At 70.8% G+C, this 24,631-nt stretch carries 22 protein-coding genes; 13 read left to right on the forward strand and 9 right to left on the reverse strand.

Annotated features, from left to right (window positions below; translation table 11 throughout):
- Nucleotides 1-55 precede the first annotated feature (55 nt).
- The gene (locus AC06FD_RS13095; RefSeq protein WP_478078041.1) at nt 56-2,620 is read right to left on the reverse strand and encodes a methyl-accepting chemotaxis protein; all 2,565 of its coding nucleotides are present in this window, start codon (nt 2,618-2,620) and stop codon (nt 56-58) included.
- Between the two features lie 260 nt (nt 2,621-2,880).
- Here AC06FD_RS13095 and AC06FD_RS13100 point away from each other — a divergent pair, with 260 nt between their 5' ends.
- From AC06FD_RS13100 to AC06FD_RS13110, 3 genes are all read left to right on the forward strand, one after another.
- On the forward strand, nt 2,881-3,681 hold the full coding sequence (locus tag AC06FD_RS13100) for an arylamine N-acetyltransferase family protein (RefSeq protein ID WP_478078042.1): 801 nt from the start codon (nt 2,881-2,883) through the stop codon (nt 3,679-3,681).
- 152 nt (nt 3,682-3,833) lie between these two features.
- Entirely contained in the window at nt 3,834-4,685 is an 852-nt protein-coding gene (locus AC06FD_RS13105) for an AraC family transcriptional regulator (RefSeq protein WP_478078043.1), read from the forward strand.
- Nucleotides 4,676-5,785: an alpha/beta hydrolase family protein gene (locus AC06FD_RS13110; protein WP_478078044.1), complete on the forward strand. Its 1,110-nt coding sequence runs from the start codon at nt 4,676-4,678 to the stop codon at nt 5,783-5,785. Before AC06FD_RS13105 ends, AC06FD_RS13110 begins: the two co-directional genes overlap by 10 nt.
- A 55-nt stretch (nt 5,786-5,840) precedes the next feature.
- On the opposite strand, the gene AC06FD_RS13115 is transcribed toward AC06FD_RS13110, so the two are convergent.
- Nucleotides 5,841-6,449, reverse strand: coding sequence for a M23 family metallopeptidase (locus AC06FD_RS13115; protein WP_478078045.1), 609 nt, complete (start codon nt 6,447-6,449; stop codon nt 5,841-5,843).
- Between the two features lie 164 nt (nt 6,450-6,613).
- Here AC06FD_RS13115 and AC06FD_RS13120 point away from each other — a divergent pair, with 164 nt between their 5' ends.
- From AC06FD_RS13120 to AC06FD_RS13145, 6 genes are all read left to right on the forward strand, one after another.
- Nucleotides 6,614-6,757: a hypothetical protein gene (locus tag AC06FD_RS13120; protein ID WP_259210122.1), complete on the forward strand. Its 144-nt coding sequence runs from the start codon at nt 6,614-6,616 to the stop codon at nt 6,755-6,757.
- Nucleotides 6,754-6,933, forward strand: a complete 180-nt coding sequence (locus AC06FD_RS13125) for a hypothetical protein (protein ID WP_449335115.1) — start codon at nt 6,754-6,756, stop codon at nt 6,931-6,933. Before AC06FD_RS13120 ends, AC06FD_RS13125 begins: the two co-directional genes overlap by 4 nt.
- A 55-nt stretch (nt 6,934-6,988) precedes the next feature.
- Nucleotides 6,989-7,594, forward strand: coding sequence for a biliverdin-producing heme oxygenase (locus AC06FD_RS13130; protein WP_478078046.1), 606 nt, complete (start codon nt 6,989-6,991; stop codon nt 7,592-7,594).
- A gap of 178 nt (nt 7,595-7,772) precedes the next feature.
- Nucleotides 7,773-10,007: an ATP-binding protein gene (locus AC06FD_RS13135; RefSeq protein ID WP_478078047.1), complete on the forward strand. Its 2,235-nt coding sequence runs from the start codon at nt 7,773-7,775 to the stop codon at nt 10,005-10,007.
- Nucleotides 10,004-10,477 (forward strand): response regulator, encoded by a 474-nt coding sequence (locus tag AC06FD_RS13140; RefSeq protein WP_259210116.1) that lies wholly within the window; start codon nt 10,004-10,006, stop codon nt 10,475-10,477. Before AC06FD_RS13135 ends, AC06FD_RS13140 begins: the two co-directional genes overlap by 4 nt.
- The gene (locus tag AC06FD_RS13145; RefSeq protein WP_478078048.1) at nt 10,470-12,890 is read left to right on the forward strand and encodes a hybrid sensor histidine kinase/response regulator; all 2,421 of its coding nucleotides are present in this window, start codon (nt 10,470-10,472) and stop codon (nt 12,888-12,890) included. Before AC06FD_RS13140 ends, AC06FD_RS13145 begins: the two co-directional genes overlap by 8 nt.
- Before the next feature lie 22 nt (nt 12,891-12,912).
- On the opposite strand, the gene AC06FD_RS13150 is transcribed toward AC06FD_RS13145, so the two are convergent.
- Together AC06FD_RS13150 and AC06FD_RS13155 are read right to left on the reverse strand one after the other, a co-directional pair.
- Nucleotides 12,913-13,554 (reverse strand): response regulator transcription factor, encoded by a 642-nt coding sequence (locus AC06FD_RS13150; RefSeq protein ID WP_478078049.1) that lies wholly within the window; start codon nt 13,552-13,554, stop codon nt 12,913-12,915.
- On the reverse strand, nt 13,551-14,654 hold the full coding sequence (locus AC06FD_RS13155; protein ID WP_478078050.1) for a sensor histidine kinase: 1,104 nt from the start codon (nt 14,652-14,654) through the stop codon (nt 13,551-13,553). Before AC06FD_RS13155 ends, AC06FD_RS13150 begins: the two co-directional genes overlap by 4 nt.
- Nucleotides 14,655-14,801: 147 nt before the next feature.
- On the opposite strand from AC06FD_RS13155, the gene AC06FD_RS13160 reads away from it, so the two are divergent.
- The 3 genes from AC06FD_RS13160 to AC06FD_RS13170 all read left to right on the forward strand — a co-directional run bounded on the left by AC06FD_RS13160 (nt 14,802) and on the right by AC06FD_RS13170 (nt 20,121).
- Nucleotides 14,802-15,224 (forward strand): DUF2141 domain-containing protein, encoded by a 423-nt coding sequence (locus AC06FD_RS13160; protein ID WP_478078051.1) that lies wholly within the window; start codon nt 14,802-14,804, stop codon nt 15,222-15,224.
- Nucleotides 15,225-15,261: 37 nt separating this feature from the next.
- Nucleotides 15,262-16,785: a carotenoid oxygenase family protein gene (locus AC06FD_RS13165; RefSeq protein WP_478078052.1), complete on the forward strand. Its 1,524-nt coding sequence runs from the start codon at nt 15,262-15,264 to the stop codon at nt 16,783-16,785.
- 525 nt (nt 16,786-17,310) lie between these two features.
- On the forward strand, nt 17,311-20,121 hold the full coding sequence (locus AC06FD_RS13170; protein WP_478078053.1) for a PAS domain-containing hybrid sensor histidine kinase/response regulator: 2,811 nt from the start codon (nt 17,311-17,313) through the stop codon (nt 20,119-20,121).
- Between the two features lie 33 nt (nt 20,122-20,154).
- On the opposite strand, the gene AC06FD_RS13175 is transcribed toward AC06FD_RS13170, so the two are convergent.
- From AC06FD_RS13175 to AC06FD_RS13195, 5 genes are read right to left on the reverse strand one after another with little or no spacing between them, the layout of a single operon-like run.
- Complete coding sequence (locus tag AC06FD_RS13175; protein ID WP_478078054.1) at nt 20,155-20,856, reverse strand: glycosyltransferase family 2 protein; 702 nt, start codon at nt 20,854-20,856, stop codon at nt 20,155-20,157.
- Nucleotides 20,853-21,440 (reverse strand): class I SAM-dependent DNA methyltransferase, encoded by a 588-nt coding sequence (locus AC06FD_RS13180; protein WP_394164055.1) that lies wholly within the window; start codon nt 21,438-21,440, stop codon nt 20,853-20,855. The genes AC06FD_RS13175 and AC06FD_RS13180 overlap by 4 nt, the downstream gene beginning before the upstream one ends.
- The gene (locus AC06FD_RS13185) at nt 21,437-22,195 is read right to left on the reverse strand and encodes a PIG-L deacetylase family protein (protein ID WP_478078055.1); all 759 of its coding nucleotides are present in this window, start codon (nt 22,193-22,195) and stop codon (nt 21,437-21,439) included. Before AC06FD_RS13185 ends, AC06FD_RS13180 begins: the two co-directional genes overlap by 4 nt.
- A complete protein-coding gene (locus tag AC06FD_RS13190) occupies nt 22,183-23,145 on the reverse strand; it encodes an acyl-CoA dehydrogenase middle domain-containing protein (RefSeq protein ID WP_478078056.1) in 963 nt (320 codons plus the stop codon). Before AC06FD_RS13190 ends, AC06FD_RS13185 begins: the two co-directional genes overlap by 13 nt.
- 1 nt (nt 23,146) lies before the next feature.
- Nucleotides 23,147-24,310 (reverse strand): zinc-dependent alcohol dehydrogenase, encoded by a 1,164-nt coding sequence (locus AC06FD_RS13195; RefSeq protein WP_259210099.1) that lies wholly within the window; start codon nt 24,308-24,310, stop codon nt 23,147-23,149.
- Between the two features lie 153 nt (nt 24,311-24,463).
- On the opposite strand from AC06FD_RS13195, the gene AC06FD_RS13200 reads away from it, so the two are divergent.
- Nucleotides 24,464-24,628 (forward strand): hypothetical protein, encoded by a 165-nt coding sequence (locus AC06FD_RS13200; protein WP_394164053.1) that lies wholly within the window; start codon nt 24,464-24,466, stop codon nt 24,626-24,628.
- The last annotated feature ends 3 nt before the right edge of the window (nt 24,629-24,631 follow it).

The following is a 24,631-nucleotide window of genomic DNA, read 5'->3' on the forward strand; positions in this document are numbered from 1 at the left end:
AGCACCGACGCACGCGGCCAGTGAAGGCAGGTGAGTGCCAGGTGTACGGCAGCGGCTACACGGCCGCCAGTCGCGCCGGCGGCCGTGCTGCGGGCGTGGCCAGCACGAACGCGGCCACCGCCTCGGACAGCAGCGCGGCCTGGCGCTCCATGGCATGCGCCGAGGCCGAGGCCTCCTCCACCAGCGCCGCGTTCTGCTGGGTGCTGCCGTCCATCTGCAGCAGCGTCTGCCCGACCTGCTCGATGCCGGCGCTCTGCTGCTGCGAGGCAGCCGAGATGCTGGCCATGATCGCGCTGACCTGCTGCACGCTGCCCAGGATCTGGCCCATGGTGGCACCGGCCTGGTCTACCTGCCGGGTACCGGCGGCCACGGTGTCCACCGAGGTCTCGATCAGGCCCTTGATCTGCCGCGCGGCGTCGGCGCTGCGCTGGGCCAACAGGCGCACCTCGCCGGCCACCACCGCGAAACTGCGGCCCTGCTCGCCCGCGCGCGCCGCTTCCACCGCCGAGTTCAAGGCCAGGATGTTGGTCTGGAAGGCGATCCCGTCGATCACGCTGGTGATGTCGGCGATGCGGCGGGAAGCCTGCGCGATCTCTTCCATGCGCGCCACCACCTGGGCCACCGACGCACCGCCCTGCTGGGCGATTCCGGTGGCCTGCACCGCCAGCCGATTGGCCTGCTGGGCGGCATCGGCGTTCTGGCGCACGGTGGCGGTGAGTTCCTCCATCGAGGAGGCGGTTTCTTCCAGGTGTGCGGCCTGGCGCTCGGTGCGCCCGGCCAGGTCCTGGGTGCCGGACACGATCTCCCCGGCCGCGGCATTGATCGCCAGCGAGGCCTGCTGGATGCGGGCAACGATGTCGGTGAGCTGTTGCACGGTGGCGTTGGCGTCGTCGCGCATCTGCGCGAACACGCCATCGAACTGGCCCTGCATGCGGACCCGCAGGTCGCCCTGGGCCAACGCGGACAGCAGCGCCTGCAGCCCGGAAAGATTGCCCTGGAAGTTTTCCAGCAGGCGGTTGATGCTCACGGCCAACGTCAGCACGAAGCCCTGCTTGCCAGCCACCTCGATGCGCCCGTGCAGCTGGCCGCGCGCGGCCGCGTCGACCAGCGCGGCCACTTCGGTTTCCACCGTGGTTTCCAGCGCGCGGCTGCGCCATTCCACCGCGGCGCCCAGGCACTGCTCGTGGTCGATGATCGGGGTGACCACCAACTGGTAGCGCGTGCCGGCGTGTTCGATCTCGTGCGTGGCCGGCGCGTTGCCCCCGCCGGTTGCCTCGATCCGGGCAAAGGCCGGATGCAGTGCCGACGCGGGTCGCCCGCGCCAGTCGGCATCGGTGGTCGCCAACGCGGCCAGCAACGCACGGTTGAGCAGGGTGATGCGCCCTTCCGGGTCGATCACCATCACCCCCGTCTGGGCGCTGTCCAGGGCCTGGCGCGCACGCGCGTTGTCGCGTGCGGCGGCGCGCTCGGCATCGATCCGCTCGCGCAGGCGCTGCTGCATGTGGACCAGCCGTTGCGCGAGCTGGCCGATCTCGTCGTACGGGTTGTGCACGGTGAGCACGCTGTCCAGGCGGTCCTCGGCGATGTCCTCGGCGAAACGCAGGGTATCGGCGATCGGCCGGCGTACCGCGCGCAGCACCAACACCAGGCTGGCGATCAGCACCGCGGCCACCAGTGCCAGGGTGAGGCCGAATACCACGGTCATCGCACGTGCCTGTCCCTGTTGCCGGGCGCGTGCCGCGTCCAGCGCCAGGGTCTGTGCGCGCTGCAACCGCTGCAGCGCCGGGGCGATCTGCGCGGCGCTCTCGGCCAGGGACTGGGCCTCCACGTCCAGTCCCACCCGCGCCGCAGTGTAGGCCAACAGCGCACCTTGATACGCGTCCATGCCCGCACGCAGGGCGTCCTGGCGGGCCGCGGGCAGCGCGGCGGCCGACAACGCCAGCTCGAACGGCAGCTTGGCTTCGCTGGCGCGGTCGGTATGCGCCGAATCACCGCTGAGCAGCAACAGGGCCTCCTGGCGCCGCATCGCCTGCCAGTGTGCCGCCAGTGCCGCCGGTGCGGCGTCACCGAGCTGTGCGTCCAGTGCAGCGGCGCTGGCCTCCAGCTGCGCGCGCAACCCGTCCTCGCCACGGCCCATTTCGTCGGCGCGTTCATTGAGGGTGGCGATGCCGTCGGCAAAGGCCTGCACGCGCTCTGCCAGGCCGCGCAGCGCAGCGGCGCTGCCCGGGTCGTGCGGCGTGCGCTGCAGCGATGCCAGCGAGCGTTGCAACTGCCGTTGGGCCTGGTGCAATGCACTGCGGTCGGCATCGTCGAAGCTGATCGCATAGCGGGTCTGCAGGCGCCGCGCCTCGGCGACCTCGGTGGCCAGCGCGGCGGCCTGCGCCGCGTCCTGCTGGTGGGCGGCGAAGGTCGCTGCGGCGTGGGCGCTGTCATAGCGCGTCCAGGCGTAGACGAGGGCGACCACCAGCAGGCCGCTGCCGCAGACCACCAGCGCGGCCTTGAGCTTGCGTGCGACACTGAAGCGGCGCAGCGAGGCGGCCAGCGCGGCCAGCGGTCGGAACGAAGGGTGTTGGCCCAGGCGGGCAAGCGCAGGCAACGGGCGGCGGGGAACGACCGACATCACGTACTCCAGGCGGAAAGACGCATCGGTATCGGCCGGCCGGGCGCGGACTTTAGCGACAGGTTCAACCGGCGACCCGCGCGTGCCGCCGATGGCCCGTTGTAGCGGGCGCAGGCGACGGCACGATGACGGCGGGCGGTCTGGCGGTGCCGGCGTTCAGCCACCCGCCGCCTCGTGCCTTGACCTCAACCGTGGTTGAGCCGGCACAGTGCACGCACCTTCCCTGCGATGGCCTGCCGATGGATCCGCACGTTCTTGCCATGTACCTGTCCCGGCTCGGCATGGACGGCATGCCGACGCCCACCCTGGCCACGCTGGCCCAGCTGCAGGCACGCCACAACGCCTGTTTTCCGTTCGAAACGCTGACCACGCTGCTGCGCGATGCGGTCGCCATCGACCTGCCCAGCGTGCAGCACAAGCTGCTGCAGGAAGGGCGTGGCGGGTATTGCTACGAACTCAACGGGATGTTCCTGGCGCTGCTGCACGCCGTGGGCTTCGACGCCCGCGCGATCAGCGCGCGGGTGGTGATGGGCCAGACCACGGACACGGCGACACCCCGCACGCACATGCTGGTGCTGGTGCGCATCGAGGGGGTGGAGTACATCGCCGACGTGGGCTTTGGCGGCACTACCCCGACCGGCCCGTTGCGGCTCGACCACCGCTTTGCGCAGGCCACGCCACACGCGCGCTACCGGCTGGACCTGCAGTCACCCTATTACCTGCTGCAGGTCGAGATCGGCGGGGAATGGCGGCCGCTGTACCGGTTCGACCTGGCGGTACAGGAACCGGTCGACCATGTCCTGGGCAACTGGTACGTCTGCACGCACCCGGCCTCCTCGTTTCCCGGACAACTGCGGGCGGCGCTGGCCGGCCCGGGCTGGCGGCGTACGCTCGGTGCGGGGGTCTACAGCGTGCATCGCATCGGGCGGCCGAGCGAGCGCCGCCCGCTGGCGGACGTGCAGGACGTGCTGACGGTGCTGCGCGATGCCTTCGGGATCACCGTCCCCACCCATCCGCGCCTGCACGATGCGATCGCGGCATGGTTGCGCGGCGTGGCCTGACGGCCAGGTGCAGGCGGGTGCGGCAGGCGGCTCAGGCCAGGGGGGAGCTGGCGCCGGGGATGGCGGCGGGGAAGCGGCCACCGCAAGAACGGCCAAGCGGGCCCGTGCGTGCTCGGCTACGCTGCGGGCCTGTCCATCGACACGGAGCCGGCATGAGCGCGGCGCACAGGGCCCTGTGGTACATCGAAAGCCATCATGCCGAGCCGATCGGGCTGGCCGACGTGGCGCGGGTGGTGGGGCTGTCGCCGTTCCACCTGTCGCGGTTGTTCCAGGCTGCCACCGGCACGGCGCTGGTGCGCTACCTGCGGGGCCGTCGCCTGAGCCAGGCGGCACGCCAACTGGCCGGCGGTGCCGAGGACATCCTCAAGGTCGCGCTGGATGCGTGCTACGCCTCGCACGCCACGTTCACCCGCGCCTTCGGCGAGCAGTTCGGCCGCACGCCCGAGCACGTGCGCGCGCACGGGCTGGGCGACATCGCGCTGGTGGAGGCGATCAAGCTCGATGACGTGGTCGTGCCGTGCGCGCAGCCGCCCCGGATCCAGACGGCCGGGCCGCTGCAGGTGGCCGGGATCGGGGCGCGCCACCATGCCGCGTCGGTGGCCGGGATTCCCTCGCAGTGGCAGGCGCTGGCGCTGCAGTGCACGCATGCGGGTGCCGTCCGCTACGGCGTGTGCTGCAACAGCGATGCCGAGGGCGGCTTCGACTACATCGCCGGCATCGAGGTGGCGGACGCGTCCGCAGTGCCGCCAGGATGGCAGCGGGTGCGCATACAGGCGCAACGCTACGTGGTGGCCTGGCACGCGGGCCATATCTCCGCGATACGCTCGACCTGGTACTGGCTGTTGAACCACTACCTGCCCATGGCCGGGCTCAGCCTGGCCGACGGCCCCGAACTGGAGCGCTACGACGCGCGCTTCGACGCCACCACCGGCCACGGCGGCATGCAGATCTGGCTGCCGCTGGCCGACCCCACATCCTGCAAGGAAACGACCGCATGCGCCTGATCGTAGCGCTGCTTTGCCTGCTGCTCTGCATGACCAGCACCGCGGTGGTTGCCGCACCGCCCCCGGCACCGGTGGGGGAGCGCCATGGCGTGGCCCAGCTTGCGAGCGCCGCGGTGCGCGATGCCGGCCAGCGCGATGCGGTGCGCTACACCGTGTGGTATCCGGCCACGGCCGATGCCCGCGAGCTGCCGATCACCATCGGGCCGGCGGAGGCACCGTTGTTCGAGGTCGGCCGCGCCGCGGCCGATGCCGGCATCGCGCCCGGCCAGCTGCCCACCGTGCTGCTGTCGCACGGCAATGGCGGCAGCGCGCGGATGATGGGCTGGTTCGGCACCGCGCTGGCACGCGCCGGCTACCTGGTGATCGCCGTGGACCATCCCGGCAACAACGGCGTGGACGCGATGACGGCGGCCGGCAGCCTGCTGAGCTGGGAGCGTGCCGAGGACCTCAAGGCCGCACTGGCGGCGGTGCAGGCCGACCCGCAGCTGGGGCCGCACGTGGATGCCGGCCGGCTGGGCGTGGCCGGCTTCTCGGCCGGCGGCTTCACCGCGCTGGTCGCGGCGGGCGCGCGCGTGGACCTGGCGCAGCTGATCGCGTTCTGCCGCGCCCATCCGGACGATGGCGTGTGCCGGCCGCAGCAGGAATCGCCGGACATGACGCTGGAGGCGCGTATCGCCACCGCCGCAGCGCCCGCGCTGGCGCCTTACATGGCCGCCTCGTCCGCAGACCACCGCATCCCCGGCGTACGCGCGGTGTTCGTGATGGCGCCGGCGATCGTGCAGGCATTGACCCCGGCGCACCTGCGCGCGTTGCCGCAACCGCTGTCCATCCTGGTCGGCGATGCCGATGACGTCGCGCCGCCGGTGAGCAACGCCGAGGTGCTCGCCGCGCTGGTCCCGGAGGCCGGCCTACGGGTGCTGGCCGACGTGGGTCATTACGATTTTCTGGCGATCTGCACCCCGGCGGGCCAGCGGGCGATGCCGCCGCTGTGCAGCGGCACGGCCTCCCGCCAGGCCACCCACGCCGCTGCCATCGCGCAGGCGATCCATCTGTTCGGGGAGGCGCTGGCGCCGGTGAACGACACGCCGCCTGCGCGCTAGAGCTGGTGACCAGGTGGCCTGGCCCGCACCGGCCCGGCCGGAGCGGCCGCTGCGATCATGGGTCCTTCGGCGGCGTGCCGGTTGCTGCCGGCGTCCACGCACGCAGCAACGGCAAGGGGTCGTAGGCACCGTCGGCGCCGTAGATGCCCCAGTGCAGGTGCGGCGGCGTGCCCTTGGCGTTGCCACTGTCGCCCACGTAGCCGAGCAGCGTGCCCGCCTCCACCACCTCGCCACGTGCCAGGCCCTCGCGCCAGCCCTCCAGGTGCGCGTAGTAGTAACGCTCGCGCGCCGGGCCCAGCACCCAGACCTGGCGCCCGCCCAGCCCGCCGTCGCGGATGTCGGCCACCACCCCCGGCCCGGCGCTGCGTACCGGCGTGCCGCGCTTGGCGAAGATATCCACCCCGGCATGGGTGCGATCGCGCCCGCGTGGCGCGCCGAAGGTATCGGCGATGCGCCGGGCGGCCACCCCCTCGACCGGTACCGGCAGCGCGCTCGGCGCCGGCATCCGCGACACCGTCCACAGCGCCCGCGGCAGCTGTGCCCAGCGGCTGTTCCAGAGCATGCCCACCGCCAGGGCGCACAGGGCCAGGACGAGCAGGCGCAGCAGCCAACGGCGCAGGCCGCGCGCGGGGGACGGTGGATCGGGACGCAGATCAGGGGCCATCGTGACTCCAGCAGGCGGCGGCGGAGGGCCGCGGCTAACCACCACGAGGGTACAAAGCCACTGTGGGGCGGGCATGAAGTGATGCAGGCGGTAGCCCAGGATGGACGGGGGCTTCACGGGGAATCTGCTGAACTGCAGCTGTCGCCCGTGAATATCGACACATCATGAACACCGCATTCAAGATTTTCCTGCTGGTCGGCGCCGTGCTGTATGGGCTGCCGGGGCTGGTGTGGTGGATCAATCACCGCCGCGCCATCCGCGCCCGGCGGGATGTGCCCGCCCTGGGTGCCGACAGGTCGCCCACGTGAGCCTGACCAGCACGCAGCGCCGCATCCTGGAGGACATCAACGCCACCCGCCCGGTCTCGGACGAAGAGGCGAACTGGGCGGTGACCGCCGGCTATGCCGCGCAGGCCGAGGATGGCGATATCGATCTCACCCAGGAAGGCCGCCGCCAGGTAGATTCCAGCCAGTTGCAGCGCTGAGGTCCGGCGCGGGCGCGTTGGTAGCATGCCCGCTGCACTCCTACCCGCCCTACCCGTGCCCGTTCCCCACCCGATCCCGCTGCCCGATCCGCCGCCGGCCCTGTCGCGCGCGCAGCGCCTGAAGGCACGCACCGACCAGGCCCATCGCCGCGTGGACGAGCGCATCCTGGGCCTGGGCATCTTCGACAGCCGCGCTGCGTTTGCACGCTTCGTCCGCGTGCAGCATCGCCTGCATGCCGATGTGCAGGGCCTGTACGCGTGCCTCGTGCTGTTGCGGCAGCTGCCGAGCCTGGCGGGACGGCAGCGGCTGTCGCTGATCGAACGCGACCTGTCCGACCTGGACGTGCCCGTCCCCGGCCCTTCTGCCGCGACGCCGGACCTCGGCACGCTCGCCCATCGCCTGGGCTGGCTGTACGTGGTGGAGGGCTCAGCGCTCGGTGACGCGGTGCTGCTGAAGATGGCCGCCCGGCTGGGCCTGCACCAGGATTTCGGCGCGCGCCACCTGGCCCCCGCAGCACAAGGGGTTGCCGCGACATGGCGACGCTTCGCCGCCGAACTGGACGCCATCGTGCTTGAGCCGCCGCAGGAAACCGCCGTGCTGCAGGGCGCGGAGGACGCGTTCGCCCGCGTGGTTCACCACGTCGAGGCCGAATTCCGCTGACGCCACCGTCGTCACGCCGCCGCCCAGGCGCGCCCGTTCGTCACCGGTAGCCGCCCCTCAGTATGCCAAGCTATGGGGCTGTTCCACGCCGCATCGGCGTAGGCGCTGCCGCCGGGCCTTGCCTCCGCGGTCTCGCCGGAGCGGTTCTGTTACGAAGGCAATGGGTGGAGTCAACAGCATGTCATCACGCAATTCCAGCCACATCCCCCTGGATCTGAGCAGTTGTGCCAGCGAGCCGATACGCACGCCGGGCGCCATCCAGCCCTACGGGATGATCCTCGTGCTGGAGCACGGCAGCCTGACGGTGAAGGCGCGCGCGATCGCACGCGCGGCGGTGCTGGAGGCATACGGCGATCCGCTGGGGCATCCGATCGACCGCGTACTCGGCGGTGCGCTGGCGCACTGCCGCCCCCTGCTGGACGCGATGGCCGCCGGAACCACGCAGTTCCTGGGCGCGCAGGCCATCGGCGCCCACGGCGTCCACCAGGTGCTGGCGCACCGCGTTGGCGAAGACGTCATCGTCGAGCTGGAGGAGCCCGTGGCGGGCGAACCGGGCTCGCTGGAAGACCTGTACCCGTCGATCCGCCGCTTCATGGAGGCGATCGAACGCGCGCCCACCCTCGCCGAGCTGTGCGACATCGCCGCGACGCATATCCGCCAGCTCACCGGGCTGGACCGCGTGCTGGTGTACCGGTTCGACGAGGACTGGAACGGCGCGGTGGTGGCCGAGGACCGCAACGACGTGCTGCCCAGCTACCTGGACCTGCGCTTCCCCGAGTCGGACATCCCGGCGCAGGCGCGCGAGCTTTATCGCCAGAACCGCGTCCGGCTGATCGCCGACAACAACTACCAGCCGGTGCCGTTGGTGCGTGCCGCAGGCGACGCCGCCGCGCCGCCCACCGACCTGAGCCCGGTGTCGCTGCGCAGCGTCTCGCCGGTGCACCTGCAGTACATGCGCAACATGGGGACCGGCGCCTCGATGTCGGTGTCGCTGCTGCGCGAAGGCCAGCTGTGGGGGCTGATTTCCTGCCACAACCAGCAGCCACGGCGGGTGCCGTACCACGTCCGCACCGCGTGCGAGTTCATCGGGCAGATCCTGTCCCTGCAGATCGCGCTGAAAGAGCGCGCGCTGGGCGTGGAGCAGCGCATCGCCCGCCGCGCCATCCAGGTGCGCCTGCTGGCGCGCATGGCCGGCGACCAGGATTTCATGGCGGCCCTGGGCCGCGACCGGCACAGCCTCCTGGCACTGACCGAATCGGCCGGCGCGGCGATCGTGCACCGTGGCGAATGCATCCTGCATGGCGAGTGCCCCAGCCAGCCTCAGGTGATGCAGCTGGTGCAATGGCTGGCCGCCCAGCAGCACGAGGGCGACCTGTTCTTCACCGAGCGCCTGCCCTCGCTATGGCGGGAGGCCGACGCCTTCGCCGACGTGGCCAGCGGCGTGCTGGCCATTTCCATCTCGCAGGTGCACGACAGCTTCGTGCTGTGGTTCCGCCCGGAAGTGGTGCGCACCGTGCGCTGGGGGGGCGACCCGCGCAAGGAGGCCACCGGCATGCTCACCCCGCGGACCTCGTTCGAAGGGTGGAAGGAAACGGTGCGCCGGCAATCGCTGCCTTGGAACGCCGTCGACCGCGACGCCGCGCTGGAACTGCGCGCGGCCATCGTGGACATCGTGCTGCGCAAGGCCGAGGAAATGGCCGCGCTCAACGAACAGCTCCTGCGCAGCAACAAGGAGCTCGAAGCGTTCTCCTACTCGGTCAGCCACGACCTGCGTGCGCCGTTCCGCCACATCGTCGGCTATTCCGAACTGCTGTGGGCCTCGGCCAGCGAAAGATTGAACGATTCAGAAAAGAGATTCCTCGACACCATCGTCGAGTCTGCACAATCTGCCGGAACACTGGTGGATGACCTGCTCAGCTTCTCGCAGATGGGCCGGTCCACGATGGGTCAGATTTCCATGGACATGACCGCCCTGGTCGAAGATGTCCGGCACAAGCTGGACATGGAATACGCCGGCCGCTCGATCCAGTGGCAGGTGCCGTCGCTGCCGCGCGTGCAGGCCGACCCCGGCATGCTGCGGCTGGTCTGGCAGAACCTGCTGGCCAACGCGATCAAGTTCACCCGCGATACGCCGCAGCCGATGATCGAGGTGGGCCACCAGCGCAGCGACACCGAGGACGTGTTCTTCGTCCGCGACAACGGCTGCGGGTTCGACATGCGCTACGTCGACAAGCTGTTCGGCGTGTTCCAGCGCCTCCACCATTCGGACGAATACGAAGGCACCGGCATCGGCCTGGCCAATGTGCACCGCATCATCACCCGCCACGGCGGCCGCACCTGGGCCGAGGGCGAGGTGGGCAGCGGGGCGACGTTCTTCTTCACCATCCCCTTTGCTACTGGAGACAACCTATGAGAGATCTGCGACCGATTCTGCTCGTGGAAGACAACCCGAAAGACGCTGAGCTGACCATGGCCGCCCTCGCACGCTGCCAGCTGCTGAACGACGTGACCCATGTCCGGGACGGCGTGGAAGCGCTTGAGTACCTGCGTTGCCAGGGCCAGTACGAGGGCGCCCTGCATGGCGGCCCGGTGGTGGTACTGCTGGACCTCAAACTGCCCAAGCTCAACGGACTGGAAGTCCTCAAGGAAATCCGCTCCGACGCCGCATTGAGCAGCACGCCCGTGGTGATGCTGACCTCCTCGCGCGAAGAGCAGGACCTGATCCGCAGCTACGAACTGGGCGTGAACGCCTTCGTGGTCAAGCCGGTGGACTTCAAGGAGTTCCTGGAGGCCATCCAGGGCCTGGGCATGTTCTGGGGCATCACCAATCAACCGCCGCCGCACGGAACCCTGTTCGGCGCCAAGAGCAGAAAAGATGGCTGACGCTGCACCGGGTACACCGATCCGCATCCTGATGGTCGAAGACAACGCGCTGGATGCCGAACTGATCGCACTGCAGCTCGGCCGCGCCGGGCTGCCGTTCACCGTCGAACGCACCTGGACGCACCAGGGCATGCTGGACGCGCTGCGCGGCGGCGGGTTCGACGTGATCCTGGCCGACCACGTGCTGCCCGGCTTCGATGGCGACGCCGCGCTGGCACTGGCCTGCGAGATCGCCCCCGGCATTCCCTTCATCTTCGTCTCCGGTACCCTCACCGAAGAGTTGGCGGTGAAGGCGCTCAAGCGCGGCGCGCGCGACTACGTGGTCAAGGCGCGCCTGCAGCGCCTGCCCGACGCCATCGTGCGCGCCATTGGCGAGGCCGAAGAACGCCGCCGGCTGCTGCAGGTGGAAGCCGAGCTGCGCGACAGCCACCAGCGGATGCGCCTGATCACCGATTCGCTGCCCGCGCTGATCGCCTATTTCGGCCAGGATCACCGCTACCGCTTCGCCAACCAGGCCTATTTCGAGTGGCATGGTCGCGAGCCGCAGAGCCTGGTCGGCATGCACGCCCGCGAGATCGTCGGCGACGCGGCCTTCGAGAAGATGCAGGCACACCTGGACAAGGTGCTGCAGGGTGAGAAGGTGAGCTTCGAAACGCTGTCCCAGCGTGGCGGCGCCACGCCGCGGCATGCGCAGGTGGACTGCGTGCCCGAACTGGGTCCGGACGGCACGGTCATGGGCTACTACGCGATGGCCCGCGACATCAGCGACCTGAAGCAGGCCCAGGCGCTGCTCACGGCCAGCAACGAATCCCTTGAGCGCCAGGTGGCCGAGCGCACCTCGGCCCTGCACCGCAGCGAGAGCCGGCTGCAGGCGCTGTTCGAATCCAGCTTCCAGCACCAGAACCTGCTGACCCTGGATGGCCGGATCATCGACACCAACTCCGCCTCGCTGGCCGCCATCCTGGCCACCAAGCAGGACGTGCACGGTGCGATCTACTGCGAATCGGCGTGGTTCGCCGATACCGAGGGCGTGCCCGCGATCGTCTGCCAGGCCGTGCTGGACGCGGCGGCCGGGATCGCCTCGCGGCACGAGCTGGAACTGCGCCTGCCCACCGGCAAGCGCGCCTTCGAGTTCTCCTTCCGGCCGCTGCTCGACCACCAGGGCAAGGTGACCGCGGTGGTGTCCGAAGCGGTCGAGACCACCGCGCGCCGCCAGGCCGAGGAGGCCCTGCGCCAGAGCCAGAAGATCGAGGCCGTCGGCCAGCTCACCGGTGGCATCGCGCACGACTTCAACAACATCCTCACCGTGATCGCCGGCAACGTGGAATACGCCCAGCTGTTGATCGACCGGCTCGGCGACAGCGCCGGCAACGCCGGGCGTGCGCTCGACAACGCGCTCAAGGGCGTGATGCGCGCGGCCAACGTCACCCAGCGCCTGCTCGCCTTCTCGCGCCGCCAGCCGCTGCGCAACCTGCCGGTGGACCTCAACGCGCAGGTCAGCGACATGCAGGACATGCTCAAGCGCTCGCTGGGCGAACTGGTGCAGCTGGAAATGCTGCACAGCCCGGACATCTGGTGCGTGGAGATCGATCCCAGCCAGCTGGAGGCGTCGGTGCTCAACCTGGCCGTCAATGCCCGTGACGCTATGCCCGAGGGTGGGCGGCTCACCATCGAGGTGGACAACGCCCACCTGGACGATGATTTCAGCGCGCAGAACCCGGACGTGCCCCCGGGCCAGTACGCGATGGTGCGCGTGCGCGACAGCGGCCACGGCATGTCCGCCGAGACCGTGGCCCGGGTGTTCGAGCCCTTCTTCACCACCAAGGAGGTGGGCCGCGGCACCGGCCTGGGGCTGTCGATGGTGTATGGCTTCGTCAAGCAGTCCGGTGGCCATGTGCTGCTGGATTCCGCCCCGGGCGCCGGCACCACCATCACCATGCTGTTCCCGCGCTCGGCCGCGCCGCTGCCCGACAGCCGGCCGCTGGAAGAACCGCGGCAAGGCCTGTACCAGGTGCTGGAAGACACCACGATACTGGTGGCCGAGGACAACGACGACGTGCGCGCCTACACCGTGGAGACCCTGCGCCAGCTCGGCTACCGCGTACTGGAAGCACACGATGGCCCGTCCGCCATGCGCCTGCTGAAACGCACCGACGTCGCCGTGGACCTGCTGTTCTCGGACATCGTGATGCCGGGGATGTCCGGCTGGGAGCTGGCCAAGCGCGCGCTGCAGCACAAGCCGGAGCTGCATGTGCTGTTCACCTCCGGCTACCCGCGCGACATCGATGCCAGCGGCACGGTCGGCAGGAACATCGCGATCCTGCCCAAGCCGTTCACCCGCAGCGACCTGGCCGGATCGATCCGCCTGGCGCTGCAGGACGAGGGCGCCGGCACGGCGGCCGGGTCGCCGTAGCGCGGCGATCCGCTGCCGTTCCTTAGATGACGCGCAGCGTGATCGCCTTCAACACCGCGCGGGTGCGGTCGCGCGTGCCGAGCTTGTCCAGGATGGTGGACACGTAGTTTTTCACCGTGCCCTCGGCCAGGAACAGGCTGCGCGCGATCTCCTTGTTGGAATAGCCGCCGGCCAGCAGCCGCAGGATCGCCACTTCCTTCTCGCCGAAGGTATCGCTGGGCGGTGCCTCGTCGTGGAAGCGATAGCGCGCACGCACCGGGTCGGTACTGACCGGCTGCAGCAGGGTGTCGCCGCGTGCAACCCGCACGATCGCCTCGTGCAGGTCTTCCGGTGCGGCATCCTTGAGCATGAAGCCCTGCGCGCCGGCCTCGCTGGCGCGCAGCAGCAGGTCGCTTTCGTCGAAGGTGGTCAGCAGCAGCCACGGCGTGCGGTCGCCACGCGCGCGCACCTGCTGCAACGCGTGGATGCCGTCCAGGCCGGGCATGCGGATGTCGCTGAGCACCACGTCCACCGGCTGGGCCAGCAGCCCATCCAGCAGCGTCTGGCCGTCATCGGCCTCCAGCACCACCTGCACGCCCAGGCCCTGGAGCAGCGCGCGCAGGCCCGCGCGGACCAGCGCCTGGTCGTCGGCCAGGGCCACGCGCAACGCCGTGGCCGCGCTCATGCCGGCAACCGCGCGGTGAGGTGCATGCCGCCGGCGTCGGTCCGGGCCAGTTCCAGCGTGCCGTGCAGCTCGGCGAGCCGCTCGCGCATGCCGGTGATGCCGTTGCCTTCGCGGATGCGCTCGGCGCGCTGGCCGTCGTCGCGGATGTCGATGCGCACGCCGTCGTCCTCGTTGTCGATGTCCAGCCATACCGTAGCGGCATCGCCATGCCGGGCGGCATTGGTCAACGCTTCCTGCGCCAGCCGCAGCACCGCGTCGGCGACCATGGGGTGGGTGATGCGCACGCGCGCGTCGATGCGCACGCGCAGGCCCGGGCGTGGGAACGGCGCCGCCAGCGCCTGCAGCGCAGTGGCCAGGTCCAGGCCGAGCTCATCGCGCATGGACTGCACCACGCGGCGGATATCGCCGAGCAGCTCACCGGACAGGCGTTCGGCCTGCACCAACGGCTCGCGGCCGGCCAGCGCGGGGTCGGCGGCCAGCGCGCGCAGGTTCAGGCGCATCGCGGTGAGCGTGTGCCCGGCCACGTCGTGCAGCTCGCGCGCCAGCCGCAAGCGCTCGGCGTCGCGGGCACCATCGGCCAGCAGGGTGCGCGTGGCGAGCAGGTCCGCGTTGACCCGCGCCAGCGCATCGCGGGCCTGCTCGGCGCTGCGCGCGTAATGCGCGGTGAGCGCGGCGAACGCCTGGAAGCCGGCGTAGATCGCCACGATCAGCAAGGGCTGGGTGAAGCCGCTGTGGCGCAGCACCAGGTACAGGACCACGTTGAGCACCACCGTGGTGGCCAGCACCACGCGCGGCGACCAGTGCTCGGCCAGATGCGCCACCAGCACCACCAGCAGCACCGGCACGGTGCCCACGCGCGGTTCCAGCCAGGCCAGCCACAACGCCAGCAGTGCCTGCACCACATCGCTGGCCAGGCGCAGCGGGGTGCGCGGTGGCAGGTGGTCGTAGGCCAGGAACAGGGCGATGAACACCCCGAGCACGGCCCAGCGCAGCGCGCCGTCGGCGTCGGAGGGCAGGCCCAGCGACAGCCCTACCCCCATGATGGTGAGCAGGCCGGCGAGGCTGAGCGGGCTGATGAGGGTGCGCAGGAAAGCAGGCATGTCCGCATGCTGCCCGTGCAGTGCCCCATGCGGCAATGGCCCGCGTGCAGAAAGTGACTTCCGGCACTGCGGATCGATGACCACTGGGCATGGGGCCGCGCCGCACGGCCGGGCAGACTGGCCCCACACCCAACCCGAGCCACCGCCATGATCCGCAACGCCCTGTTCTGCCTCCCGTTCGCCGGCCTGCTGCTGGCCGCCTCCGCCTCGGCCGGCGACCTGCAGGTGGACCTGCACGGCATCCGCGTCCATACCGGCACCGTGCGTCTGGCGGTGGTGGATGGCACGGCCGGCTGGGAGGGCAAGGCCGCGCCGGTCCAGGCGCAGCGCCTGGCGCCCAGCGCCGATGACGCGCACGTGGTGTTCAAGAACCTGCCGGCCGGCGACTACGCCGTGCTGGTCACCCACGACGAGAACGACAACGGCACGCTGGACACCAACATCGTTGGCATCCCGGTCGAGGGCTACGGCTTCAGCAACAACCCGCAGGTGCAGCGCAAGCCCACCTTCGACGAAGCCCGCGTGCACGTGCCGGCCGACGGCGCGGCGATCAGCATCGCGCTGCGCTGATTGCCCGCCGTCCTCCCCGCCAACCTTGAGACCCCGCATGGACCGCCGACGTTTCCTCCGCTCGCTGCTCTCGGCCACCACCACCGCCCTGCTCGGCGCCACCGCGCTGCGCAGCCTGCCCGCCTTCGCCGGCGATGCCGCCAGCTTCGCCGCCGCCCGCCAGCAGCATCCGTGGCTGACCGGCTGGCGTAGCGTCGACAGTGAAACCCTGGGGCCGGCCACGGTGCCCCTGCAGGGCCGCCTGCCGCAGGGCCTGGCCGGCACGCTGTACCGCAACGGTCCGGCCTGGACCGAGCGCAACGGCTTCCGCTACGACCACTGGTTCGATGGCGACGGCATGGCGCACGGGTGGCACTTCAACGGCGATGGCACGCTCACCCACCGCGCGCGTATGGTGGCCACGCCCAAGTTCACCCGCGAGGAGAAGGCCGGGCGCTTCCTGTACCCGGCCGCCGGCACGGTGGTGCCGGACATGCAGCCGGTGCGCAACAACGACGACGCCAACGCCGCCAACACGTCGGTGATCAACATCAACGGCCGCCTGTTCGCGCTGTGCGAAGCCGGCTCGGCCTTCGAACTGGACCCGGATGAGCTGACCACGCTCGGCCCGACCGCCTGGCGCCCGGACCTGGCCAGCGTGCCGTTCTCGGCGCACCCGCTGGTGGACCGCGACGGCACGGTGTGGAACTTCGGCTCGCTGTCGCTGCTGGGCGGCACCGGCCTGCTGGTCTGGAAGATCGGCGCGGACGGCCAGCTGCGCTCGGCCAGCGTGCTGGACACGCCGTTCATGGGCTACCTGCATGCCTTCGCCATGACCGACGCGCACCTGGTCTTCATGCTGATGCCGTTCGACTACAGGCAGGGCGGCGGCGCGTTCTTCGAGCGCCTGGCCTTTGCCCCGGACCGCCCCTGCCGCATCGCCGTCGTGCCCAAGGCCGCCCCGGACAGCGCGCAGTGGTTCGAGGCCGCGTTCACCGCCGCCTACCATTTCGGCGATGCCTACCAGCGCAACGGCCGCATCGTGATGCGCACCGTCCGCCACGACGACATCAACGAGGCGCGCTCGCCCATGCAGGCGGCCATGGCCGGCGATGCCGCGCACGCGGCCAACTCCAACGCATCGCTGCGCGAGCTGCACCTGGACCTGCGCACCGGCAAGGCGCACTGGGAAGACACCGGCATCACCGGCATCGAGTTCCCGCTGTTCGACACCCGCAGCACCGGCAGCCGCGGCGCCCGCCTGTACGCACCGGCCATGCACGGCGACACGAGCGCGCCCTACTTCAACGCGGTGGCCAGCTACGACGTGGACCGCGGCCGCCGCGAGGTCTACCGCTACGGCCGCGACATCCTGGCCGAGGAGCACGTGTTCGTACCGCGCCCCGGCAGCCGCAGCGCCGACGACGGCTGGCTGGTCGGCACCCTGCTGGACGCGGCCAGCCAACGCAGCGGCATCGCCGTGCTCGACGCCCGGCGCATCGACGAGGGCCCGCTGGCGCAGGCGTGGCTGCCGTACGCGGTGCCGCTCGGCTTCCACGGCACGTTCGCCGCGCACGGCTGACGGCAGCGGCGCACCGCTCAGCCGGCCGCGCCGCCGCTGAAGGCGTCCTTCGACCGCAGCTCATATGGCGCTCGGGCCGCGCCCCGGGCGCACCTGCGTTGTGCTCGCCCACCACGAGGAAGAGCACAGGAAGCGTGTCGGGACACTGCGGCTGGCCAGCGCCCTGGCCTGGGCCGGCACGGCCCCCGCCGCCACCGCAGCGCGGGCGCGCGCGGCGACGGACTTCTTCACGGACCCGCAACCCGGCGGCACGGTCCTGTCGCCCAGGTGAAACGCGCGAGCGGATGTGCCCGAGCCAGCAGGCACCGCGACCCGCCCACGGCTTGCAGGAGCCAGAACCGGGGCGTCACCGCGTCGGTGCACGGAAGGGAAGCCGCACGCCGCCCGGTCCCGCTGCGCCGGCCGGGGCCGTGCCGTGGTTCCCCATGCGCGGGCGGCGGCGCTACTCTAGGTCGCCTCCTCGCCTCGCCTCGCTGCATCTTCCGGGTGAACGCCTGGCTCCTCCCCTTTCACCGCGAGTACCCCGTGAGCGCTTCGCATTCTTCCGATCCACCAGGCGAGCGTGACACCGAGCGGGTCAACATGGCGCTGGCCGCCGGCGCCATCATCGGCACCTGGTTCTGGGACGTGGCCCAGGACAGCCTCACCGTCGACGATGCGCTGGCCCGCGTGCATGGCCTGGACCCGGCACTGGCCCGCACCGAGCTGCGCCTGGAACAGGTGGTGGCCGCGGTGCATCCCGAGGACCGGCCCGGCCTGGCCGAGGCGATCGCCGAGGCCGTCCGTCGCGGCGGCCGCTACGCACACCAGTACCGTACCCGCAGCGCGGATGGACAGTACCGCTGGATCGAAGCCATCGGCCGGGTGGACCTGGATGCCGAGGGCAAGGCCATCGGTTTCCCCGGCGTACTCATCGACATCGACGAACGACGCCGGGTGGAAGCCGAGCGCGACCAGGCGCAGACCCTGCTGCGTTCCTTCGTGGAGGCTGCGCCCGGCGTGGTCTACGCCAAGGACCGGCAAGGCCGGATCCTGATCGGCAACCGCGGCACCACCGAGCTGATCGGCAGGCCGCCGGAAGCGTACGTGGGCCGCACCGATGCCGAACTGCTCGGCGACCCGGTGCAGGCCGCCACGGTGATGGCGACCGACGAGCGGGTGATGGCCAGCGGGCAGAGCGAGCAGCTGGAGGAAGAGGTCAGCTTTCCCGATGGCCGGCGCGCGCACTGGCTGTCCACCAAGTCGCCCCTGCGCGATGCCGACGGCAATGTGGTCGGGCTGATAGGCACCTCGCTGGACATCACCGCGCGCAAGGTGGCCGAAGCGCGCCACCTGGAAGTGGAGGAGCGCTACCGGCTGGCCGCCCGCGCCACCAACGATGCGATCTGGGACTGGCGCATCAGCGATGGCCAGGTGGTCTGGAACGAGGCGCTGGCCACCCTGTTCGGGCATGCGCACAGCGAGACCGACGCACAGTGGTGGCTGGACCACATCCACCCCGACGACCGTGCGCGGGTGGACGCCGACATCCATGCCGTCATCGACGGCGACGGCGACGCGTGGTCGGCCGAATACCGGTTCCGCCGGGCCGATGGCAGCTACGCCGCCGTGCTCGACCGCGGTGCGATGCTGCGGGGCGCCGCCGGTGAGCCGGTGCGGATGATCGGCGCCATGCTCGACCTGTCCGGGCGCAAGGCCGCCGAGGCCGCCCTGGCCGACAGTGAAGAGCGCCTGCGCCTGGCCACCGAGGCCGGCGACATGGGCTTCTGGGACGTGGACCTGGTGCACGATGTGTTGATCTGGCCGGCACGGACCAAGGCGATGTTCGGCATCTCGCCAGACGTGGCCGTCTCCATGCGCGACTTCTACGGCGGCATCCACCCGGACGACCTGGCCATGACCAGCGCCGCGTTTGCCGCCGCGGCCGACCCCGCGCAGCGCGCGCGCTACGACGTGGAGTACCGCACCATCGGAAAGGAAGATGGCGTGGTGCGCTGGGTCGCCGCCAAGGGCCAGGGCCTGTTCGACGGCGATCGCTGCGTGCGCGTGGTGGGCGTGGCCATCGACATCAGCGCACGCAAGGCCGCCGATGCGCGCCTGCACGAATTGAACGAGCGCCTGGAAAGCCGCGTGGCCGAGGAAGTGGCCGAGCGCACGCGGGTGGAAGATGCGCTCCGGCAAAGCCAGAAAATGGAAGCGGTGGGCCAGCTGACCGGCGGCATCGCGCATGACTTCAACAACATGCTGGCCACGGTGATCGGCCCGCTGGACCTGCTGGCCCTGCGCCTGGGCGACAGCGACCCGCGCGCCACGCGCTACATCGACATGGCCATCGACGGCGCCAGCCGCGCCGCCCAGCTCACCCAGCGCCTGCTCGCGTTCTCACGCCAGCAGCCGCTGCAGCCAGTGCAGCTGGACGTGAACCAGCTGGTGGCCGGCATGTCGGACCTGCTGGTGCACTCGCTGGGCAGCCGCATCCATCTGGACACGGTGCTGGCCGACGACCTGTCGCCGGCGTTCGCCGATGCCAACCAGCTGGAGAACGTCATCCTCAACCTGGCCGTCAACGCGCGCGACGCCATGCCGGAGGGCGGTCATCTGCGGGTGGGCACCGCCAACTGCTGCATCGATGCGCCCGGCGACGACGCGCATCCCGACGTACCGCCCGGCCGCTACATCATGATCAGCGTGGCCGACAGCGGCCACGGCATGCCGCCGGAGGTGATCGCCAAGGCCTTCGATCCCTTCTTCACCACCAAGGGCGTCGGCCAGGGCACCGGGCTGGGGCTCTCGCAGGTGTACGGGTTCGTGAAGCAGTCCAGCGGCCACCTCAAGATCGCCTCGCAGGTGGGCCAGGGCACCACGGTAAAGGTGTACCTGCCGCGCCCGGTCGCGGCGATGGAGGCAGGCGACGCAGGCGATGCGGGCGGCGCGCAGGGGCCGGAGGGCACGGCAGCGCCGGGCGGCGACCGCGAGTTGATCCTGGTGGTGGACGACGAACCGGCCGTGCGGCAGTTCTCCATCGACGCCCTGAGCGAGATGGGCTACCCCGTGCTGGCCGCCGATGGCGCTGCCACGGCGTTGGCACTGCTGGATGCGCATCCGGCCATCGCGCTGCTGTTCACCGACGTGGTGATGCCGCAGGTCAACGGGCGCGAGCTGGCCGACGAAGCGCTGCGGCGGCGGCCGGACCTGCGGGTGTTGTTCGCCACCGGGTACAGCCGCAATGCGCTGGAGCGCGACGGCGTGCTCGACCCCAGCGTGCAGGTGATCGGCAAGCCGTTCACCCTGGACGAACTCGCCACGCGGATACGCACGGTGCTGGCCAACGCCTGAGGCGGCTGCCGCACCGGCGTTGCCGCCGCCTCGTCAGCGCAGCAACGCCGGCGTCGGCAGCAAGGCCGTGCCTGCGTCCAGCACCTCGCGTTCCAGCGCGCGCAGGAACCCACTGAAGCCCTGCGGCGCCTTCGCCGCACGACGGGCGCTGGTGGCCACCGCCGGTCGCGCATGCCAGGCGATGCTGGCGCGGCTGCGCTGCAGCGCCTGCACCAGCGCCACGTCCTCGCCGGTGGCCAACGCCGCGAAGCCTCCTGCCGCCAGGTAGGCCGCGGCACTGACGCCCAGGTTGGCGCCATGCACGTGGCCGTGGCCGTCGCGGGCCACTTCCCGGCAAGCGAAGGCCTCGCGCACGGCCTGCGGGTAATCCAGCCAATCCACCACGTCCACCACCCCGCAGAAAGCGTCGGCACCGCAGCGCGTCTGCTTCAACAGCCACTCCGGCGGCACCAGCGTGTCCGCGTCGGTGCTGGCGATCCAGCGCGCGCCCAGCGCCAGCGCGTGGTTGGCAGCCGCTGCCCGCGCCGCGCCCACGCAGCGCGCGTCCACGGTGATGGTGGCCGCCCCGAAGGAGGCGGCCACGGCCTCCGTGCCGTCGCTGCAGTCATCCAGGGCGACCACCGCCACGACCGGCTCACCCTGCAGACGCGGATGCGCGCCGGCCACGTTGATCGCCGCCAGGCAGCGACCGATGTCCGCCACCTCGTTGTGGGCCGGGACGATCACCGCGATCACCGCAGGCCCTCCTGCTGCGCCACGCTGATCGGCTGCGTGCTCCAGCCCTGCAGGAGCAGGTCTTCATCCTGGTAGGTGAACGCCTCCCGCAGCGTGGCCGACAGGGCGCGGTGCACCTGCGGCGTGGTTGTGCGCGCTTCGTCGAACGGATGCCGCCAGTGGCAGGCCAGCAACAGCCCGTCATCGGCAAGGCTGGCATGCAGTTGCCGCGCCATCAGCGCCAACGCCGTCGTGTCCAGGTAGTAGCCGACTTCGCTCACCACGATCAGGTCGAACCTGCCCGGCGGCCAGTCACCCGGGTGGTCGGCGCGTTGCAGCGTCACCCCCGGCCACGCCTGCGTGGAGATCGCGGCCTCGGCCAGCGCCTCGGCGCTGATGTCGGTGCCCAGCAAGGCATCGCAGCGTGCGGCGAGCGCGGCGGTGAGCACGCCGTTGGAACACCCCAGCTCCCATGCGCTGGCATAGCGCAGCCGGGGCAGGCACGCCAGGGTGAGCGCGCGCTTGCGCGCCTCGTACCAGCGGCTGCGGTAGTGAAAGGGGTCTGGCTGCTGGTACAGCTTCTGGAAGTAGTCGGCGGTACTCATCCGATCAGCACCTCGAACGCGCGCCGGAAACGCGCGGTCACGTGCGCCGGCAGGATCGGCTCGCAGTCCAGGCCCTCCACTGCGCCGGTCTGGGTGGCAAATGCCTGCATCGCGTCGTGCTTTCTTGCCTGCGCTGCGCGGCTCATCGGAATGCGCATCGCGCCCGGCCAGGGGCCGGTGGCGGCGCGTGGATCCAGCCAGTGCCACGCCCACACCGGGTACTGCAGGCTGCGAATGCCACGCCCGCGGGCCGCCGCCTGCGCCGCACGCCCGGCCGCGTCATGGTCGGGGTGAGCGTCACCCACCCACGGCGCCACCAGCAGGTCCCCGGGCAGTGCCTGCGCGGCCAGTTGCGCGGCCAGCTCGGCCTCGTGGGTGGCCACGCTGCCGTCGGGCAGGCCGAGCGGGGTCACATGGGTGGCGTCCAGGCCCAACAGGCGCATCGCCGTGGCCAGCTCATGCCGGCGTGCATCGCGCAGGCGCGCCGCCGGCCACAACGGCGCATCCGGGTAACAGGCTTCCCCGTCGGTCACCGACACCACGTGCACCGCGATGTCCTGGGCCAGCGCAGCCTGCATCACGCCGGCGCACGCAAGCACTTCGTCATCCGGGTGCGGCGAGACCACCACCAGGCGGCGCACATCCCGCAGCACGCTGGCCGCGTCGTGTACCGGCAGCGCCTCCAACCAGGGGCAGGCGGCCCAGTCGGTCTCCAGGCTGCCCTGTCCTTCAATGCGTGGTCCTACAGCGTCCACGGCCCCTCCTGCGTCTGGACCGCACGGCCCAGTTCGGCCCAGTCACGGTCGGCATGGCTCTGCCGGATGAACACGGTGAGGTCGCTCCAGCGGCGGGCATGTGCGGCGTCCAGGCACATCGGCGCCGGGCCAAGCGCGCGGCCCACGGCATCGAGTACCTGCGTGCAGCTGCGCTCGACCACGCTGCGCACGCGGATCACATCGGACTGGTGCGGCTGCGACGGCATCGCATCGATCCACGCTGCCAGCTCGCGGATGAGCGCGGCGGTGGCCTGCAATGCCATGTCCACCTGTCCCAGCAAGGCGGCGGTCTGGCCGTCCCCGGCCACCCGCGGCGAGCGTTGCAGGGGCGCGGCCAGGGCCGCCGCCGCACCGTACCAGCACGCGGCGATGCCGGCCCCGCCATGCCAGAAGCCGGGGCGCGCGAGGTAGCCACCGGGTTTGCCGACGGCGACGGCAGGCACGTCGGTGAACTGCACGCTGCCGCTGGGAATGCGGCTCATCCCGGTGGCATGCCAGGTCTGCGGCTGCAGCAGGATGCCCGGCGCGTCGACGCGGATGCGCAGCAGCTGCGCACCGTCGTCACTGCGCGCGGTCACCAGCGCCTCATCCACCAGCCCGGCGCCGGAGCACCACGGCTTGGTGCCGCTGACCGTGCCGGTGGCCGGGTCGAAGTGCAGCGTTGCCTGCGGTCCTTCCGCCGCCCACACCGCCGCCAGCGCATCGGGCGGCAACGGCGCGGCGTGCAGATCGGCAAGGATCGCCTGCGCGTCGTAGTGCGCCTCCACTACCTTGGCCACGCACAGGTCATGCCCGGCGATGCCGGCAAGCGCGCGCCAGCGCTCCAGCGTGTGCCCGCGCCCCGGCAGCGGCAGCGAGGGCTGCCGGGCCAGCACCTCGCGCGCATCGGCCTCCAGCGCGGGCGCGGCATGGTCGGAAAGCCGGTCCATGTCAGGGCGTGAGGATCACCTTGCGGCAATCCTCCTCCTTGCGATCGAAGATCTCATAGCCGCGCACGGCGTCTTCCAGCGACAGGCGATGGGTGATGATCACGCCCGGGTCCAGCGCGCCTTCGCCGATGTAATCCAGCAACTCGGGCATCAGGCCCTGCACGTGGGTCTGGCCCATCTTGAAGGTGAGGCCCTTGTCGAACGCATCGCCGAGCAGGAAGCCGTGCAGGTAACCCGCATAAACGCCCGGAATGCTCACCGTGCCGCAGCGCCGGGTCGCGGCGATGCACTGGCGGATCGCCACCCCGCTGCTGCCTTCCACTTTCAGCGTGGTCAGCGCCGACTCCAGCGCGCTGCCCTCGGCTTCAAAGCCTACCGCCTCGATCGAGGCATCCACGCCGCGCCCGTTGGTCTGGGTGATGATGTACTGCGCCGGGTCTTCGATCTTGCTGAAGTCCACCGGAGTGACGCCATAGGTCTGTGCCGCGAACGCCAGCCGGTACGCGAGATGGTCGACCATGAAAATGGTCTCGGCACCCAGCAGGCGGCAGCACGCCGCCGCCATCAATCCGACCGGACCGGCGCCGAAGATCGCCACCGTGGCCCCGGGCTTGATGCCGGCATTGATCGCGGCCTGGTAGCCGGTGGGCAGGATGTCGGACAGGAACAGCACCTGCTCGTCCGGCAGCGCATCGGGTACGCGCAGCGGCCCCACGTTGGCCTTGGGCACGCGCACGTACTCGGCCTGTCCGCCGGACACACCGCCATACAGATGGCTGTAGCCGAACAGCGCCGCCGGCGGGCGGATGCCTTTCTGGTTCAGCGCCGCGCCCTTGCCGGTGTTGGTGGTCTCGCATGCCGCGTGTTCAGCCAACTTGCAGTGGAAGCACTCGCCGCAGGCAATCACGAACGGCACCACCACGCGATCACCCGGGCGCAGGTCGGTCACGCCGCTGCCCACTTCCTCCACCACGCCCATGAATTCATGGCCGAGCACATCGCCGGTATGCAGATCGGGGATCTTGCCGCGGTACAGATGCAGGTCCGAGCCGCAGATGGCGGTCGCGGTCACGCGCAGGATCAGGTCGTCCGGCGCGGCCAGCGTGGGGTCGGGAACGGTGTCCACCCGTACGTCCTTGCTGCCGTGGTAGGTCAGTGCGCGCATCGGTAGGTCCTTGCATAACGTAGGACCTACACATACCGGTGAGGGCGTCCCCCTGCGGTGACCGCCATGTGCTGGGAATGTGCAGCCGGCCCAGACACGGTGCTCACCGGGAGGCGCGCAACGTGGCCTGGACGCCTCTCGATGGACACTGCCATGACCAAGCTTCCCCTCAATCCCGGCGCCGACGTCGACGACCAGGACAAGGCCCACACGCCCGACAAACTTCGCAATGACGAGGCGAGGTGGAAGGACAAGGACATGCCCGAGGCCGAACACACCGCCACGCCCGAGGACTACGAGCGTCCGCCGAAGGGCTGAGGC

Source organism: Stenotrophomonas sp. Steno-Z1 (assembly GCF_056393175.1).